Genomic DNA, 16,013 nt, shown 5'->3' with positions numbered 1-16,013 from the left:
GAGCACAGCATGACTAACAAAATCATCCTTGCACTCGAAGCAGAGCAGATGACCAAAGAAATCCCTACCTTTGCCCCGGGCGACACTATTGTCGTTCAGGTGAAAGTGAAGGAAGGCGACCGTTCGCGTCTGCAAGCGTTCGAAGGCGTTGTAATTGCCAAGCGTAACCGTGGTGTGAACAGTGCTTTCACTGTTCGTAAAATCTCCAACGGTGTTGGCGTAGAGCGTACTTTCCAGACCTACAGCCCGCAAATCGACAGCATGGCCGTTAAACGTCGCGGTGACGTACGTAAAGCCAAGCTGTACTACCTGCGTGACCTGTCCGGTAAAGCAGCTCGCATCAAGGAAAAACTGGCTTAAGTCCAGCTTCCCGATGCAGAAAAAAGCAGCCTACGGGCTGCTTTTTTGTGCCTGAAATTTGTCTATTTGCCGGTACTTGTCCATGACCACCCGCCTCGAAGAAATCCAGCGCCGCACTGACTTGTCCGTCACCCATGTGACCAAGGCTGTGTTCCCGCCGACTACCAACCATCACAACACCTTGTTTGGTGGCACTGCATTGGCGTGGATGGATGAAGTGTCGTTTATCACCGCCACGCGTTTCTGCCGCCTGCCACTGGTAACGGTTTCCACTGATCGCATCGACTTTAATCATGCAATCCCCGCCGGTTCCATTGTTGAGCTGATTGGTCGTGTGATCAAAGTCGGCAATACCAGCCTCAAGGTTGAGGTGGAAGTGTTTGTGGAAAGCATGAGCGCTGATGGTCGTGAGCGGGCGATCCAGGGTGTGTTCAGCTTTGTGGCAATCGATGCCGATAAACGTCCGGTGCCGGTGCTGCCAGGGTTTGTTGACTGATCCTGAACCGAGTTGCGGCTATCGCAGGCAAGCCAGCTCCCACATTAGATTGCTGTTGATCACAAACTAATGTGGGAGCTGGCTTGCCTGCGATAGGATCTACCAGTACCCCCAATAATCAGCTTGAGCCCACATGCCCGCCATTGACCATCCTCTGATCGACCGCTTCCTCGACGCCCTGTGGCTGGAAAAAGGCCTGTCAGACAACACCCGCCAGGCCTATCGCAGTGACCTGGCCCTGTTCAACGGCTGGCTGCAGGAAAAAAACCTCGAATTGATCAACGCCGGTCGCGAACTGATTCTTGACCATTTGGCCTGGCGCCTGGAGCAGAACTACAAACCTCGCTCCACAGCGCGATTCCTCTCGGGTGTGCGTGGCTTTTATCGCTACTTGCTGCGGGAAAAACTGATCACGCTTGACCCGACCCTGCAAGTCGACATGCCGCAACTCGGCAGGCCGTTGCCCAAATCCCTGTCGGAAGCTGACGTGGAGGCGTTGCTTGCTGCCCCCGACTTGAGCGAAGCCATCGGCCAGCGTGACCGTGCCATGCTTGAAGTGCTTTACGCCTGCGGCCTGCGCGTGACCGAACTGATCAGCCTGACCCTGGAGCAGGTCAATCTGCGTCAGGGCGTGCTGCGTGTGATGGGCAAAGGCAGCAAGGAGCGGCTGGTGCCGATGGGCGAGGAGGCGATTGTGTGGGTGGAGCGCTATATGCGTGACGCTCGTGGGGAATTGCTCGGCGGGCGGCCCAGCGATGTATTGTTCCCCAGCTTGCGAGGCGAGCAGATGACCCGCCAAACGTTCTGGCACCGGATCAAGCATCAGGCGAAGGTCGCAGGCATCGGCAAGAGCCTGTCGCCGCACACATTGCGCCATGCGTTCGCCACCCATTTGCTCAACCACGGTGCGGATTTGCGCGTGGTGCAAATGTTGCTCGGCCACAGTGATTTATCCACAACCCAGATCTACACCCATGTGGCACGTGCACGCTTGCAGGATATGCACGCCAAGCATCACCCACGGGGCTGAAAACATCCGGTAAAAGGTCAAATTAGCCCGCCACAGGCTGCCCCTGCGCCCAACTGTGGTAGGCTTTGCCGGTTAGCAAAGGGGACGGTCCCGGCCTGTGTTTCCAAGCGGTGTTCCTTCACGTCCCTGCATCTGCCTTCAGGAGTTCCCATGCGCTTGACCCAGATTATTGCCGCCGCAGCGATTGCGTTGGTTTCCACCTTTGTTGTCGCTGATGACGCCGCCGAGCAGACCATCCGCAAGAGCCTGGCCGCCCTGCAGCTCGATACCCCGATCGAGAGCATCAGCGCCAGCCCGATGGCCGGCCTGTATGAAGTCAAACTCAAGGGCAGCCGCGTGCTGTACGCCAGCGCCGACGGCCAGTACATCGTTCAGGGTTACCTGTTTCAGTTGAAAGACGGCAAGCCGGTCAACCTGACCGAGAAGGCCGAGCGCCTGGGCGTGTCGAAGCTGATCAATGGTATTCCCGTGGCTGAAACCGTGGTGTACCCGGCCATCGGCGAAACCAAGACCCACATCACCGTGTTCACCGACACCACTTGCCCGTATTGCCACAAGCTGCACGCCGAAGTGCCTGCGCTGAACAAGCTCGGCGTTGAAGTACGCTACGTAGCGTTCCCGCGCCAGGGCCTCGGTTCGCCGGGTGACGAGCAGTTGCAAGCCGTGTGGTGCTCGGCCGACAAGAAAGCCGCCATGGACAAGATGGTCGATGGCAAGGAAATCAAAGCCGCCAAGTGCGCCAATCCGGTTTCCAAACAGTTCGCCCTCGGCCAGTCCATTGGCGTGAACGGTACACCGGCCATCGTTTTGGCTGACGGCCAAGTGATTCCGGGCTACCAGCCGGCACCACAAGTTGCCAAACTGGCGCTGAGTGCCAAATAAACCAGCATCGTCGAAGCTTTGACGATCATGGCCCGCTGAAAAGTCGACGGGCCATTAATTGAAAGCCGCAGTTGTGCGGCTGTTTTTCACGGCCGACCTAGCGTCGGCCGTTTCATGGGGAGTTCTTCAGTGAAACCGGTCAAAGTAGGCATCTGTGGGTTAGGGACCGTCGGTGGCGGCACCTTTAACGTACTTCAGCGTAATGCTGAAGAAATTTCCCGCCGCGCAGGCCGTGGGATTGAAGTGGCGCAAATTGCCACACGTTCGCCAAAGCCTCAGTTCCAAACGACCGGTATTGCGATTACCAACGATGTCTTCGACGTAGCAACCAACCCTGAAATCGATATCGTCATCGAACTGGTCGGCGGCTACACCGTGGCCCGCGAGCTGGTGCTCAAGGCCATCGAGAACGGCAAACATGTGGTCACCGCGAACAAGGCGCTGATCGCCGTGCACGGCAACGAGATCTTCGCCAAGGCGCGCGAGAAGGGCGTGATCGTGGCGTTCGAAGCAGCGGTTGCTGGCGGTATCCCGGTGATCAAGGCGATTCGTGAAGGCCTGTCCGCTAACCGCATCAACTGGGTGGCCGGCATCATCAATGGCACCGGTAACTTCATCCTCACTGAAATGCGAGAGAAGGGCCGTACCTTCGAAGACGTGCTGGCCGAAGCCCAGGCGCTGGGTTACGCCGAAGCCGACCCGACGTTCGACGTGGAAGGCATCGACGCGGCGCACAAGCTGACCATCCTGGCGTCCATCGCCTTTGGTATCCCGCTGCAGTTCGACAAGGCCTACACCGAAGGCATCACCAAACTCACCACTGCTGACGTGAACTACGCCGAAGCCCTGGGCTACCGCATCAAGCACCTCGGTGTTGCGCGCAGTACCCCGGCCGGTATCGAGCTGCGTGTGCACCCGACGCTGATCCCGGCTGACCGCCTGATCGCCAACGTCAATGGCGTGATGAACGCGGTAATGGTCAACGGTGATGCTGCCGGTTCGACCCTGTTCTACGGCGCCGGTGCCGGCATGGAGCCGACCGCGTCGTCGGTAATCGCCGACCTCGTTGACGTGGTTCGCGCCATGACCAGCGACCCGGAAAACCGCGTGCCGCACCTGGCCTTCCAGCCGGATTCGCTGTCGGCCCACCCGATCCTGCCGATCGAAGCCTGTGAAAGCGCTTACTACTTGCGCATTCAGGCCCAGGACCATCCGGGCGTATTGGCCCAGGTGGCGAGCATCCTGTCGGAGCGCGGTATCAATATCGAGTCGATCATGCAGAAGGAAGTCGAGGAGCAAAACGGCCAGGTGCCGATGATCCTGCTGACCCACCGCGTGCTTGAACAGCACATGAACGACGCCATCGCCGCCCTCGAAGCCTTGCAAGGTGTGGTCGGCCCGGTGGTGCGTATCCGCGTCGAGCACTTGAACTAACCGATCTGTTCCAGAGGCCCCGTGCGTGCGGCGGCCTCTGTTCGAGAATGTTTTAGAGGAGCCAGTCATGCGTTACATCAGCACCCGCGGCCAGGCACCGGCCCTGAATTTCGAAGACGTTTTGCTGGCAGGCCTTGCCACTGACGGCGGCCTGTACGTGCCGGAAAACCTGCCACGTTTCACCCAGGAAGAAATCGCTTCCTGGGCCGGCCTGCCTTACCACGAGCTCGCGTTCCGGGTGATGCGCCCGTTCGTCACCGGCAGCATTCCGGATGCAGACTTCAAGAAGATTCTGGAAGAAACCTACGGCGTTTTTTCCCACAGCGCCATTGCCCCATTGCGCCAACTGAACGGTAACGAATGGGTCCTGGAGCTGTTCCACGGCCCGACCCTGGCGTTCAAGGACTTTGCCCTGCAACTGCTGGGTCGCTTGCTCGATTACGTGCTGCAAAAGCGCGGCGAGCGCGTGGTGATCATGGGCGCCACCTCCGGTGACACCGGCTCGGCGGCCATCGAAGGCTGCAAGCACTGCGAAAACGTCGACATTTTCATTTTGCACCCGCACAAGCGTGTGTCAGAAGTGCAGCGTCGCCAGATGACCACCATTTTTGGTGAGAACATCCACAACATCGCCATCGAAGGCAACTTCGATGACTGCCAGGAAATGGTCAAGAACAGCTTCGCCGACCAGAGCTTCCTCAAAGGCACGCGTCTGGTCGCGGTGAACTCGATCAACTGGGCGCGAATCATGGCCCAGATCGTCTACTACTTCCACGCCTCGTTGCAGCTGGGCGGCCCGGCGCGTTCGGTGTCGTTCTCGGTGCCGACCGGCAACTTCGGCGATATCTTCGCCGGTTACTTGGCACGCAACATGGGCCTGCCGATCAACCAGTTGATCGTCGCCACCAACCGTAACGACATCCTGCACCGTTTCATGAGCGGCAATGGGTACGTGAAGGAAACCCTGCACGCCACACTGTCGCCATCGATGGACATCATGGTCTCGTCGAACTTCGAACGCCTGCTGTTCGACATGCACGGTCGCAACGGTGCGGCCATTGCCGGCTTGATGGATAACTTCAAGAGCGGTGGCGGTTTCAGCGTTGATGAAGAGCGCTGGACCGAAACCCGCAAGTTGTTCGACTCCCTGGCCGTGGACGATGCGCAAACCTGCGAAACCATCGCTGAAGTCTACGCCCAGACCGGCGAGCTGCTCGACCCCCACACTGCCATCGGCGTGAAGGCCGCGCGCGAATGCCGTCGCAGCCTGGATATCCCGATGGTGATTCTCGGTACCGCCCACCCGGTCAAATTCCCGGAAGCGGTGGAGAAGGCGGGTGTCGGCAAAGCGCTGGAGTTGCCGGAGCATTTGGCTGATCTGTTCGAGCGCGAAGAGCGTTGCACAGTGCTGGCCAATGACCTTAAAGCTGTGCAGGCGTTTGTGAGCCAGCATGGCAATCGGGGTAAGCCTTTGTAAGGCAAACCGCGCAGATAAAAACGCCGCTTTCCCTTCCGTGGGTCAGCGGCGTTTTTTGTTTTTGGCCGGCGCGATCGAGCGTTACGAGAACAGCTTCTGCACGACCACAATCACGGTGCCGACAGCGGCATAGAAACCTGTCGCGATAGCCACCGGGTACCAGAACGTCTCGCAGTTTATCTTCAAGGATTCCGATTTGAGTTTGTCTTGCTCAGCCTGCATGCGTGATATCTCGGCATAAATGCGCCATACATCAGCATTCATTTTCTCCATCGTTGCCTGTTGCTCTTTGTTTTCCACCATCATCGTCCTCCTTCGCAATTAGGGCCATTTGACAGGCGCTCATCTCTGCCTGGCAGCATGATCAGCACTCACCGAGTATAGGAGTCACACTCGGCCGCGGCCTCCAACAACCCCCAAAACCGTCGCCCATTGAGTAAGCAGTTATGTGCGCCGTTTTTTGGTTGTCATGTTGCAAGCGCATGCTGGATTACGTCACCCCCTGACGAACCCATAAAGACGATAAAGCGAACTTTCCTACGTCAGAACCAGTCACTTAGGATAGAAGCAGCTCCCGTTGAAACGATTGTTCCCGAACTATTGAGTGGTGATCGAGATGGAAAGTATCAGCCTATTGCTCGAAGAAGCACTGAGCCCTTATCAGGTTACGCTGACCACCTCCGGCGTGCGGGGCGAGTGCCTGGTGACCGTGAAGAGTCCCGCTGGCGCTATCGTGGTCGAACGTGAAGTCGACCAGGCGCAATTGATGGATAAACGCGTATTGGTGGATGTGGTGGATTGCCTGCTGCGCGATTTGAAAATCGCCGAAGGGCGCCTGGAACCCTCGGTTATTGCGGCATTGCGCAACGCTGCCCTGACCCGCAGCGCAGCGAGCGCAGGAAGAATTATTTAGTCTCGGAAACTTCCTACAGCATGGCCGGTCAGACTTTTTAACAGTAAGAGCAAACATTGTGCTCCGGTGATTGTGGCTTGCTGTACTGGTCATTGTTGGCCACGTTTAACCCCGAAGTGTCTCCCCACTCTTCGGGGTTTCTTTTGCCTGGGATTTGTCACGGCTCTGCAGCGTCCCTGAAAAAGGTCGGGTTGTCGCGCAAATAGCGCTCGCGCATCACCGGGTCCAGCCATGCCGCGTAGGCTTGCTGCAACTGTTGTTGCGGGATGTCGCGCAGCGCCTGGTCGATTCGCTTCAAGGCCTGGCGGCCTTCAGGCGTGTTCGAGCAACCGATGTGCGTGCGCTGGTAAGGCGCTGTTCCCTTGATGGGATAGAACGCCAGGTCGGCTGTTTCGATGCCTTGCTGCAAGGCGTGATAGCGAATTTCGGGCGCATAACCCAACACCGCCTCCAGGCGCCCAAGGCGCTGCATTTGCAGCAGGCTGCCAAGGGCGTCATTGCCATAATGCAACGCCAGTGTGCGTGGGTCAGCGTGCTTGAGCTGCTCATCGATCGCGGGGCCGTAGCTGCGTTCAGCGGTTGCGCCGATCCGCGCAGTGTGGGCGCGCAGAAAGGCTTGCAGGTCAAACTGGCCTTCGTCAATAAACGGTGCCATGGTCGCTTGATCACTGCGTCGCACACTCACCCCATTACTGGCCACGGCGAATGCCTGAGTGGAAAAAATCACGTACCTGGCGCGTTCCTCCGTCCACAGCAGCGAAGGGTCGCACGTCAGGGACGCGGCCCGCAGCATCTGAATGCCACGGGCGCGATTGACGTGCATCACTTCGTGGCGGTACTCCGGCAAGTGCGCGCTGAGTATCGGTAACAGCTGGTCGAGTACCCCCTGGCCTTTTTGCGGGCCTTCGACGATGGTGATCGGCGGTAGGTCGCGCACCAACCAGATCAGCGTTTGCTGGGCATTCGCCGACAGCGGCCAGCCTCCTGCCATCGCGGTGGCAATACACAGCTCAATCAACCAGCGGCGGGTACGACGAGCCCTCAAATCGCGCCATCCTCGCGCAAGCGGGTGATGGCTGCCGTGTCGTAGCCCAACGCATTGAGCACCACGGCGTTATGTTCACCCAATTGCGGCCCGACCCATTCACAGCTGCCGGGCGTGTCCGAGAGTTTGGGCACAATCCCCGGCATCTTGAAGTCCTTGCCACCCGGCAGTTGTGCTTTGAGGAACATCTCACGCGCCAGAAACTGCGGGTCGCCCAGCATGTCTTCGGCGCTGTAAATGCGGCTGGCGGGGACTTGGGCTTTATTCAGTGCCTCGACCACTTGATCCAGCGACAGCGAGCTCACCCAGCGATCAATTACGCCGTATAACTCATCGCGGCGACTGTCGCGCCCGTCATTGCTGGCGAGTACAGGGTCGTTGGCCAAGTCCTCGCGGTTGATGGCGAGCATGAATCGCTTGAAGATTGCGTCGCCATTTGCCCCGATTTGCACGTGCTTGCCATCGGCGCTGGTATGGATCGATGACGGCGTAATGCCCGGCATGATGTTGCCGGTGCGCTCGCGAATAAAACCGAACACGTCGAACTCCGGGATCATGCTTTCCATCATCGCGAAGATGGCTTCGTACAGCGCCACATCCACCACTTGGCCAAGCCCGCCGTTAACTTCACGGTGACGCAGCGCCATCAGCGCGCCGATGACTGCCCACAACGCCGCAATCGAGTCGCCGATGGAAATCCCGGTGCGCACCGGCGGGCGGTCTTCGAAACCGGTGATATAGCGCAAGCCGCCCATGGACTCGCCCACCGCGCCAAAGCCCGGCTGGTCCTTCATCGGCCCGGTCTGGCCGAAGCCTGACAGGCGCACCATCACCAGCTTGGGGTTCAGAGCGTGCAGGGTTTCCCAGCTCAGGCCGAGTTTTTCCAGCACGCCGGGGCGAAAGTTCTCGATCAGAATGTCGGCGTCCGCCAGCAACTGCTTGAGAATCGCCAGACCGTCCGGGTGCTTGAGGTTCAGGGTCAGCGATTTCTTGTTGCGCGCCTGTACGAACCACCACAGTGACGTGCCTTCATACAGCTTGCGCCACTTGCGCAATGGGTCGCCGCCGTCCGGGGATTCGACCTTGACCACCTCGGCACCGAACTCGGCACAGATGCGTGACGCAAAGGGGCCGGCGATCAGGGTGCCCAGTTCGATGACTTTCAGGCCAGCAAGCGGTTTGGCATTAAATGACATGACGATCCTCGGCGAGTGCAGGGCGGTGGTGGGATGCCTTTTAACATAGGCGAGACGTCCAGGGATAAGGATGATGCAGCGCAGTATTCGTTGAATGCCCTCGCCATCAGTTAGACTGGCCGCCTTTCCCTGTCTTTAGAAGCCCGTTCATGGCCCAGCCGTCCACGACCTACAAGTTTGAACTCAACCTTACCGACCTCGACCGTTCGGTGTACGAGAGCGTCAAACAGACCATCGCCCGCCATCCTTCGGAAACCGAAGAACGCATGACGGTGCGTCTGCTGGCTTACGCCCTGTTTTACAACGAGCAACTGGCGTTCGGTCGTGGTCTGTCAGATGTAGACGAACCAGCCCTGTGGGAAAAAAGCCTGGATGATCGGGTGCTGCACTGGATCGAAGTCGGCCAGCCCGACGCCGACCGCCTGACCTGGTGCTCGCGCCGTACCGAGCGTACCAGCCTGCTGGCCTACGGCAGCTTGCGCGTGTGGGAAGGCAAGGTGGTACCGGTCGCCAAAAACCTGAAAAACGTCCACATCGCCGCGGTGCCGCAGGAAATCCTCGAGACCCTGGCCAAGGACATGCCGCGCGTAATCAAGTGGGACGTGATGATCAGCGAAGGCACGATTTTCGTCACCGACGACCGTGGCCAGCATGAAGTGCAGTTGCAGTGGCTGGTCGGCGAGCGCGAGTAAATCCGTAGGAACCAGTGTGGGGGAGCAGGCAAGCCAGCTCCCACAGTTGATCTGTGTTGTGTGCAGAATTTGTGTTTAACCGCCTCATCAGAAGAGAAGCTTTCGTCACCCCATGCGTATCGATCCTCGCCCGTTGCCTGCTGTCCTGCCGTTTCTTGGTGAATTGCCGCCGCTGTTGACCCGTCTCTACGCCGCACGCGGGGTGCAGTCCGAAGCCGAGCTGGACAAGAGCCTGGCGCGGTTGATTCCTTACCAGCAGCTCAAGGGTATCGATGCGGCGGTGGACCTTTTGGTGACGGCCCTGGAACAGCGCCAGCGCATCCTGATCGTTGGTGACTTCGACGCCGATGGCGCCACAGCCAGCACCGTGGGCACCCTGGGCCTGCGTTTGCTCGGCGCGGCGCATGTCGACTATCTGGTGCCCAACCGGTTCGAATACGGCTACGGCCTGACCCCGGAAATCGTCGCGGTGGCGCTGCAACGAGAGCCGCAGTTGCTGATTACCGTGGACAACGGCATCTCCAGCGTCGAAGGCGTGGCGGCGGCGAAGGCGGCGGGGCTGCAAGTGCTGGTCACCGACCACCACTTGCCCGGCGACGAGTTGCCGGCCGCAGATGCCATCGTCAACCCGAACCAACCCGGCTGTGAATTTCCGAGCAAGGCGCTGGCCGGCGTGGGCGTGATCTTTTACGTGCTGATGGCCCTGCGCGCGCGGTTGCGCAGCCTCGGTTGGTACGAGAACACGCCGCAGCCGAACATCGGCGAGTTGCTCGACCTGGTCGCCCTGGGCAGCGTTGCCGACGTGGTGCCTCTGGACGCCAACAACCGCATCCTGGTCCATCAAGGCCTGGAGCGTATTCGCGCCGGTCGTGCGCGGCCCGGGATCAAGGCGATCCTCGAGGTCGCCAAGCGCGACCACGCACGCATCACCTCCACCGACCTCGGCTTTATCCTCGGGCCAAGGCTCAACGCTGCCGGTCGCCTGGACGACATGAGCCTGGGCATCGAATGCCTGCTCACCACCGACGTTGCCGCCGCGCGGGAAATGGCTGCACAACTGGATGGCATGAACCAGGACCGAAAATCCATCGAGCAGGGCATGCAGCGCGAAGCGCTTGCCCAACTCAAGGACTTGCCGGTGGAGTCGATGCCGTACGGTTTGTGTCTGTTTGACCCGGAATGGCACCAGGGCGTCATCGGGATTTTGGCGTCGCGCATGAAAGAGCGCTATTTCCGTCCGACCATCGCCTTTGCCGACGCCGGTGATGGCTTGCTCAAGGGCTCAGGACGCTCTGTGCAGGGTTTTCACATCCGTGATGCCCTGGCGGTGGTCGCGAGCCAGCATCCCAACCTGATCGCCAAGTACGGCGGTCACGCCATGGCAGCCGGCCTTACATTGCCCGAGGAAAACTTCCCGCTGTTTGCTGAAGCCTTTGATGCCGAAGTGCGTCGGCAACTGCGCGAAGAGGACCTCACCGGACGCTTGCTGACCGATGGCACGTTGGCAGTCGAAGAGTTTCACCTGGAACTGGCGCGCGCATTGCGGCATGCCGGGCCGTGGGGGCAGCACTTTCCCGAGCCGTTGTTTCACGGGGTGTTTCAGCTGGTGGAGCAGCGTGTGGTGGGCGAGCGGCACTTGAAGGTGGTGCTCAAGAGCGAATGCGGGTCGGTGAAGCTGGATGGCATTGCGTTTGGGGTGGACCGCGAGGTGTGGCCGAACCCGACGGTGAAGTGGGTGCAATTGGCCTACAAACTGGACGTGAATGAGTTTCGAGGCAATGAAACCGTGCAGTTGATGATTGCGCACATCGAACCGCGCTGAACCTCAATAACACCGCTAAGCAAATGTGGGAGCGGGCTTGCTCGCGAATACGGAGTGTCAGTCAAGGATGTTGCGACTGATCTACCGCTTTCGCGAGCAAGCCCGCTCCCACATTTGGTTTTGCCTACTGCCTGGAATTACTCGGCTTTGTCTTTGGCCTGATGCTTCACAATGATGTCCACCAACCGCTGTGCCAGCGCCGGGTAGTTCTCATCAAAGTGATGCCCGCCGGGCAACTTCACCGCTTCACCAACGGCGGTCTTGTCGGTGCAACCGCTCTCGTCGACTTCTTCGGCGCCATAGATGCACACCACTTTGTCAGCTGGCAGCTTGGCCATTTCCGGGCCGGTGGCGGCTTCTTTGCCCGCGTTGCCCAACCAGCCTTCCACTTCGATTTCAAAGCTGCCGGTGCGTGCAAACGCCAGCAAAATGATCGCGTCTACGCGCTGTTGTTCGCTGTCCGGCAAGCGGTTGTAAATAGCCGGCAGTACGTCGGCGCCGAAGGAGTAACCGGTCAGTACGAAGCGTTTGGTGCCCCATTTCTGACGGTAGTGCTGCATCAGCTCGGTAAGGTCCTTGGCGCTTTGTTCCGGGGTCTTGTGCTGCCAGTAGTAGCGCAGCGTGTCGATGCCGACCACCGGGTAACCGATCTTGGCCATTTCACCGGCCACGTCGCGGTCCAGGTCACGCCAGCCGCCGTCACCGGAGAGGAACAGGGTGACGGTATCCTTGGCTTGGCCCGCCGGCACTTCAACCACGGGAATCGCTAAACCGCCGTTGTCCGAACCCACCAGTTGCTTGCGCAGTTCGTTGTTCAGCACTTGCGGGTAGTGAATGTCGTAGTCGCTGATGCTGGTGGTCGCGCGCGGTGTGTCGCGTACGAAACTGGCACTTTCATCGTCAGGGTTATCGTTCCACGCCACCAGCCAGTTGCCGTGGGCGGAGGTCTTCGGCAGCGGGTCCTTGCAGCCTTCCTGTGCCAGTGCAAAGCCTACCGAGATGGCATTCGCCTTGTCGTCGTTCTGGGTGGCCAGCCAGCGCCAGGCGAGCGCAGCGCCAGGGCCGATGCCGCTGACCAGGGTCGCCGGGCCTTTCAACTGGGCCAGGGCGCTTTGCAGCGCTTGTTCCTGCAGCTTGCAGTCATCCTTTGGCAGGATCACTTGAACGATTTGCGCCGAGCCGCCCTGGCTCAGGGCAATCAGCTGGCTGTCGGTCAGGGTTTCATCGGCCATGACGGCCACTGCCACGCGGGCTTTGGCCGAGCCGTCAGGCGTTACACGGGTCATCACTGAGCCATCGGCCTGGGGCAATTGCTCCAGGGTCGGCTGCGGGGCAGGGCGGTTCCAGTACCAAAAGCCACCACCCGCGATCAGCGCGAGCAGCACTACAAAGGCCAATACATACCGCCAGGAGCGTCGAATCATCAGCGTTTCACCAATCCAGTCAAGCCGCCCGCGATCAGGGCGGCGGTGTCGGCCAGTGCCACCAGCGGATCAAGTCCTGCGGGCACGGCCATATAACGGGGTTCCCAGTCAGGCTGGAACTTGTCTTTGAAGCGGCGCAAACCTTGGAAGTTATACAGTTGCTCGCCACGGCGGAACACCATCGAGCCCAGGCGTTGGGTCAGCGGTGCACCACGGCGTGGTTGCAGGCCCGATAACGGCACCATGCCGAGGCTGAAGCGGGCGTAGTCGTGGTTCTTATAATGTTGAATCAGGCCAACCATCATGAATTCCATGGTCAGCTTCGGCGCGTCAGGGTGAGCACGCATCAGGTCGAGACTGGCCAAGTCATGGTTGTAGGTTTCGAGCAGGTTGGCGAAGGCCACCGTGCGCCCTTCGAAGCGAATGATCGCGATGCGAAAGTGCTTGAGGTAGTCGTCGCTGAAACGGCCCAGGGAGAAGCCCTTTTCCCGCACGTTCTTGCCGGTCAGCCAAGCGTCGGAGATGACTTTGAGTTCATCCATCGGTGCCTGGCCCGGTTCGAAGATCTCCAGGGACAGGCCGTCCCGGGTGCCACGGTTCCAGGTGTAGCGCAAATCCTTCATCTCTTTGCCCTTGGCTTCCAGGTCAAAGCGTTTGAGGTCCACGCGGGCTTCTTCGCCCAGTTTGATCGCGGTCAGGCCGATGTCCATGTAGTACGGCAGGTTCTCGGCGCGTACCTGATAGAACACCGGGCGCGCGTGATGGATGTCGCACAGGTCACGGAACTGCCAGATCATCTCGGCGCGCGGTTGGGTCGGGCCGATCGGGTCGTACAAGGCCACCAGGCTGCGCCCACGGCGGGCGTACATGAGGAAGGCTTCGTCGTTGGGGTGGAACAGCAGCGCCTTGTCACCGGTCAGCGCCAGGCCGCCGTCCGGCTGGGATGAAGCCATCAGGATCTTGGTGGCGCGTTCCAGCTCATCCGGTGTCGGCAAGTGAATGATCGGGCGCGCGGTGCGCAGCAGCCAGGTCAGCGACACGATTACCAGCAACACGGCGGCACCCAGCAACGAGCGCAGGCCGCGTGGGGCGTTAGCGTCGAGGGTGAACTGCCACCACAGTTGGTGGCTGTACGGCACGTCCTGATAAGCAAACAGCAGCAACCAGATCGAGGCACCCAACACGCACACGCTGGCCACCAGGTACAGCGGCGAGAATGGCAGCTCGGTCAGGCGGCTGGCGCGGTAGAACGAGCGACGGAAGATCGCCAGCAGCACCGCAGTCATGATCATCAGGCTGGCTTCTTCCCAGTCAAAACCCTTAAGCAGCGAGAGCAGGGCGCCGGTCAGCAGCAGCACCATGGTCAGCATCCAGGCCGCCGACAAACGCCGACGCAGGCCCTGGGCCAGCAGCAGGCACAGCACGCCGATCAGGCTGGCGCCGAAGTGCGAAGCATCAATCAGGCGGTGGGGAATCAGAAAGCCGATGTTTTCCAGGCGTGAGTCGATTTCTGGCGTGGCGCCGGAAAACAGCAGGACCACGCCGGACAAAAAAACCAGTACGGCCAGCACCGGTGCTGCCAGGCCTGATGCAACCCGCAGACTCTGCTGAGTCTGAAACAGGCGTTGGGCTTCGTTGACCAGCAGGAATACACAAGCGATCAGCAGCGGCAGCACCACGTAGATCATCCGGTACAGCAGCAGTGCAGCGGCCAGTGGCGCAGCGCCGAGCTTATCGGCGAAGGCGGCCAGCAGAATCGCTTCGAACACGCCGACACCGCCGGGCACATGGCTGAGTACGCCAGCGGCCAGAGCCAGCAGGTACACCAGCAGGAACGGGCCAAAGGGCGGCGCTTCCGGCAGCAGCATATAAAGGACGGTGGCAGCAGCGGCCACGTCCAGTGCGGTGATGATCAGTTGCAGGAACGTCAGTCGGCGGCCGGGCAGGCGCAGGGTACGGCGCCCGGCCTTGACCAGCAGGTTATCCGGGTAAGGTTGGTCCGGCAGGCGACGGCGATAAATGCCGATGCACAGTGCGACCGACAACAGCAGCACCGCGCCTGCAATGCCACCGAGCAACCCTTGGGATAAATGCAGGTAAGTAGACGCGGCCGGCAAGTTGCTCAGCGTGGCCAGTGCAGCCAGCGGCGGCAGGGCAGTGCCCAGGGCCAGGCTGGCAAACACGGTCATGTGGGCCACTTCCGAAGCACCGACGCCATGGCGTGCGTATAAACGGTAACGCACCGAACCGCCCGAGAGCATCGACAGGCCAATGGCGTTGCCGATTGCAAAGGCGGTAAAACCACCCATTGCCAGGGTTTTGGCCGGCAGCTTCACCCCGGCGTAACGCGCGCCGGAGAATTCATAACCCAACAGGATAATAAAACCGACCACAGCAGCGCCAAACGCACCGAGCAGGGCTGGCTTGGGCACTTCCAGGATCGAGTCATGGAGGGCGTACAGGTCCAGTTCCAGCAGCAGGTGTCGGCAGGCGATCAGGGCGATTGCGAACAGCAACAGGGTAACGGCCAGCCCGATTGGCTGCCGGTATTTGCTCAACAGATCCAGCCAGCGCAAACGGGTGGGAGGGATCGGTTGTGTCGCTGTGACGGTGTCGTGTGGTTCAGACGAGTTGGCGCGCATCAATCACCTCGTGGATTGTGCGCGACAGGATGGAGGTATCGAGCCAAGTTACCAATCCCTATGGACAAAATAATTACAAATATTAACGCGTATCGCCGGGTGCGGCGACTGCGGCCATTGGTCGTAAAGGGTAGCGCTTGAGCATTCAGCATAGCTTGCAATGAAATGGACTCAACAAACCGCATTGGGTTTCATGAAAGATGCCATGTCATTGTTTCAGATGAACTTTTTCATCAGATACAAAAAAGGCCACTCTTTCGAGTAGCCTTTTTTGATGTTTGGTTGCGGGAGCCGGATTTGAACCGACGACCTTCGGGTTATGAGCCCGACGAGCTACCAGACTGCTCCATCCCGCGTCTGTGGGCGGCATTCTACAGCCCAGCGGCGAGGTGTCAACCGTTAATAGGCTGATGGGTCAAATAAGTGTGAATTTGCCACTTTTTGTCCTCCGTGCGCGGTAAGTGCACGAAGGCTAAAGATTTTTTTGTCTTACAATTTTTGTGCGGCGGTAAAACAGGCGCGCACAAAAAAGGCCACTCTTTCGAGTAGCCTTTTTTGATGTTTGGTTGCGGGAGCCGGATTTGAACCGACGACCTTCGG

Annotated in this window: 14 protein-coding genes and 1 tRNA gene; 9 read left to right on the top strand and 6 right to left on the bottom strand. The window is 59.6% G+C overall.

Annotated features, from left to right (window positions below):
- The first annotated feature begins 9 nt into the window (after positions 1 to 9).
- The 6 genes from rplS (at position 10) to thrC (ending at position 5,679) form a co-directional block, all read left to right on the top strand.
- Positions 10 to 360 carry a 50S ribosomal protein L19 gene (gene rplS, locus Q7C20_RS14670; RefSeq protein ID WP_003175895.1) on the top strand — a complete coding sequence of 117 codons (351 nt, stop codon included), beginning with the start codon at positions 10 to 12 and terminating at the stop codon, positions 358 to 360.
- A gap of 82 nt (positions 361 to 442) precedes the next feature.
- Positions 443 to 856 carry an acyl-CoA thioesterase gene (locus Q7C20_RS14665; protein ID WP_017736774.1) on the top strand — a complete coding sequence of 138 codons (414 nt, stop codon included), beginning with the start codon at positions 443 to 445 and terminating at the stop codon, positions 854 to 856.
- Positions 857 to 989: 133 nt separating this feature from the next.
- Positions 990 to 1,886 (top strand): site-specific tyrosine recombinase XerD, encoded by an 897-nt coding sequence (gene xerD, locus Q7C20_RS14660; protein WP_348062274.1) that lies wholly within the window; start codon positions 990 to 992, stop codon positions 1,884 to 1,886.
- A gap of 150 nt (positions 1,887 to 2,036) precedes the next feature.
- Complete coding sequence (locus tag Q7C20_RS14655; protein WP_348062275.1) at positions 2,037 to 2,768, top strand: disulfide isomerase DsbC N-terminal domain-containing protein; 732 nt, start codon at positions 2,037 to 2,039, stop codon at positions 2,766 to 2,768.
- Positions 2,769 to 2,897: 129 nt separating this feature from the next.
- On the top strand, positions 2,898 to 4,202 hold the full coding sequence (locus Q7C20_RS14650) for a homoserine dehydrogenase (protein ID WP_185708139.1): 1,305 nt from the start codon (positions 2,898 to 2,900) through the stop codon (positions 4,200 to 4,202).
- 67 nt (positions 4,203 to 4,269) lie between these two features.
- Entirely contained in the window at positions 4,270 to 5,679 is a 1,410-nt protein-coding gene (gene thrC, locus Q7C20_RS14645) for a threonine synthase (protein WP_375068263.1), read from the top strand.
- A gap of 81 nt (positions 5,680 to 5,760) precedes the next feature.
- On the opposite strand, the gene Q7C20_RS14640 is transcribed toward thrC, so the two are convergent.
- The gene (locus Q7C20_RS14640; RefSeq protein ID WP_375068261.1) at positions 5,761 to 5,985 is read right to left on the bottom strand and encodes a hypothetical protein; all 225 of its coding nucleotides are present in this window, start codon (positions 5,983 to 5,985) and stop codon (positions 5,761 to 5,763) included.
- 310 nt (positions 5,986 to 6,295) lie between these two features.
- On the opposite strand from Q7C20_RS14640, the gene Q7C20_RS14635 reads away from it, so the two are divergent.
- Positions 6,296 to 6,592: a DUF3509 domain-containing protein gene (locus Q7C20_RS14635; RefSeq protein ID WP_375068259.1), complete on the top strand. Its 297-nt coding sequence runs from the start codon at positions 6,296 to 6,298 to the stop codon at positions 6,590 to 6,592.
- A 157-nt stretch (positions 6,593 to 6,749) separates the two neighbouring features.
- Here the strand turns inward: Q7C20_RS14635 and Q7C20_RS14630 are convergent, their stop codons facing one another.
- Complete coding sequence (locus Q7C20_RS14630) at positions 6,750 to 7,583, bottom strand: TIGR02285 family protein (protein WP_375068400.1); 834 nt, start codon at positions 7,581 to 7,583, stop codon at positions 6,750 to 6,752.
- Between the two features lie 50 nt (positions 7,584 to 7,633).
- Complete coding sequence (locus Q7C20_RS14625; protein ID WP_375068257.1) at positions 7,634 to 8,833, bottom strand: CaiB/BaiF CoA transferase family protein; 1,200 nt, start codon at positions 8,831 to 8,833, stop codon at positions 7,634 to 7,636.
- A gap of 149 nt (positions 8,834 to 8,982) precedes the next feature.
- Here Q7C20_RS14625 and Q7C20_RS14620 point away from each other — a divergent pair, with 149 nt between their 5' ends.
- Positions 8,983 to 9,525, top strand: a complete 543-nt coding sequence (locus tag Q7C20_RS14620) for a YaeQ family protein (protein ID WP_375068255.1) — start codon at positions 8,983 to 8,985, stop codon at positions 9,523 to 9,525.
- A 112-nt stretch (positions 9,526 to 9,637) separates the two neighbouring features.
- Positions 9,638 to 11,347, top strand: coding sequence for a single-stranded-DNA-specific exonuclease RecJ (gene recJ, locus Q7C20_RS14615; protein ID WP_375068253.1), 1,710 nt, complete (start codon positions 9,638 to 9,640; stop codon positions 11,345 to 11,347).
- Between the two features lie 137 nt (positions 11,348 to 11,484).
- On the opposite strand, the gene Q7C20_RS14610 is transcribed toward recJ, so the two are convergent.
- The 3 genes from Q7C20_RS14610 to Q7C20_RS14600 form a co-directional block, all read right to left on the bottom strand.
- The gene (locus Q7C20_RS14610; RefSeq protein ID WP_375068251.1) at positions 11,485 to 12,771 is read right to left on the bottom strand and encodes a virulence factor family protein; all 1,287 of its coding nucleotides are present in this window, start codon (positions 12,769 to 12,771) and stop codon (positions 11,485 to 11,487) included.
- Positions 12,771 to 15,413: a bifunctional lysylphosphatidylglycerol flippase/synthetase MprF gene (gene mprF, locus Q7C20_RS14605; RefSeq protein WP_348061354.1), complete on the bottom strand. Its 2,643-nt coding sequence runs from the start codon at positions 15,411 to 15,413 to the stop codon at positions 12,771 to 12,773. Before mprF ends, Q7C20_RS14610 begins: the two co-directional genes overlap by 1 nt.
- A gap of 279 nt (positions 15,414 to 15,692) precedes the next feature.
- Positions 15,693 to 15,769: transfer RNA gene (locus tag Q7C20_RS14600), tRNA-Met, on the bottom strand.
- Positions 15,770 to 16,013: the final 244 nt, after the last annotated feature.

Source organism: Pseudomonas sp. AMR01 (assembly GCF_041946035.1).
GTDB classification, from domain to species: Bacteria; Pseudomonadota; Gammaproteobacteria; order Pseudomonadales; family Pseudomonadaceae; genus Aquipseudomonas; species Aquipseudomonas antarctica_B.
The sequence above is the reverse complement of the archived record's forward strand: the minus strand, read 5'-3'. Positions and strand labels throughout refer to the sequence as shown.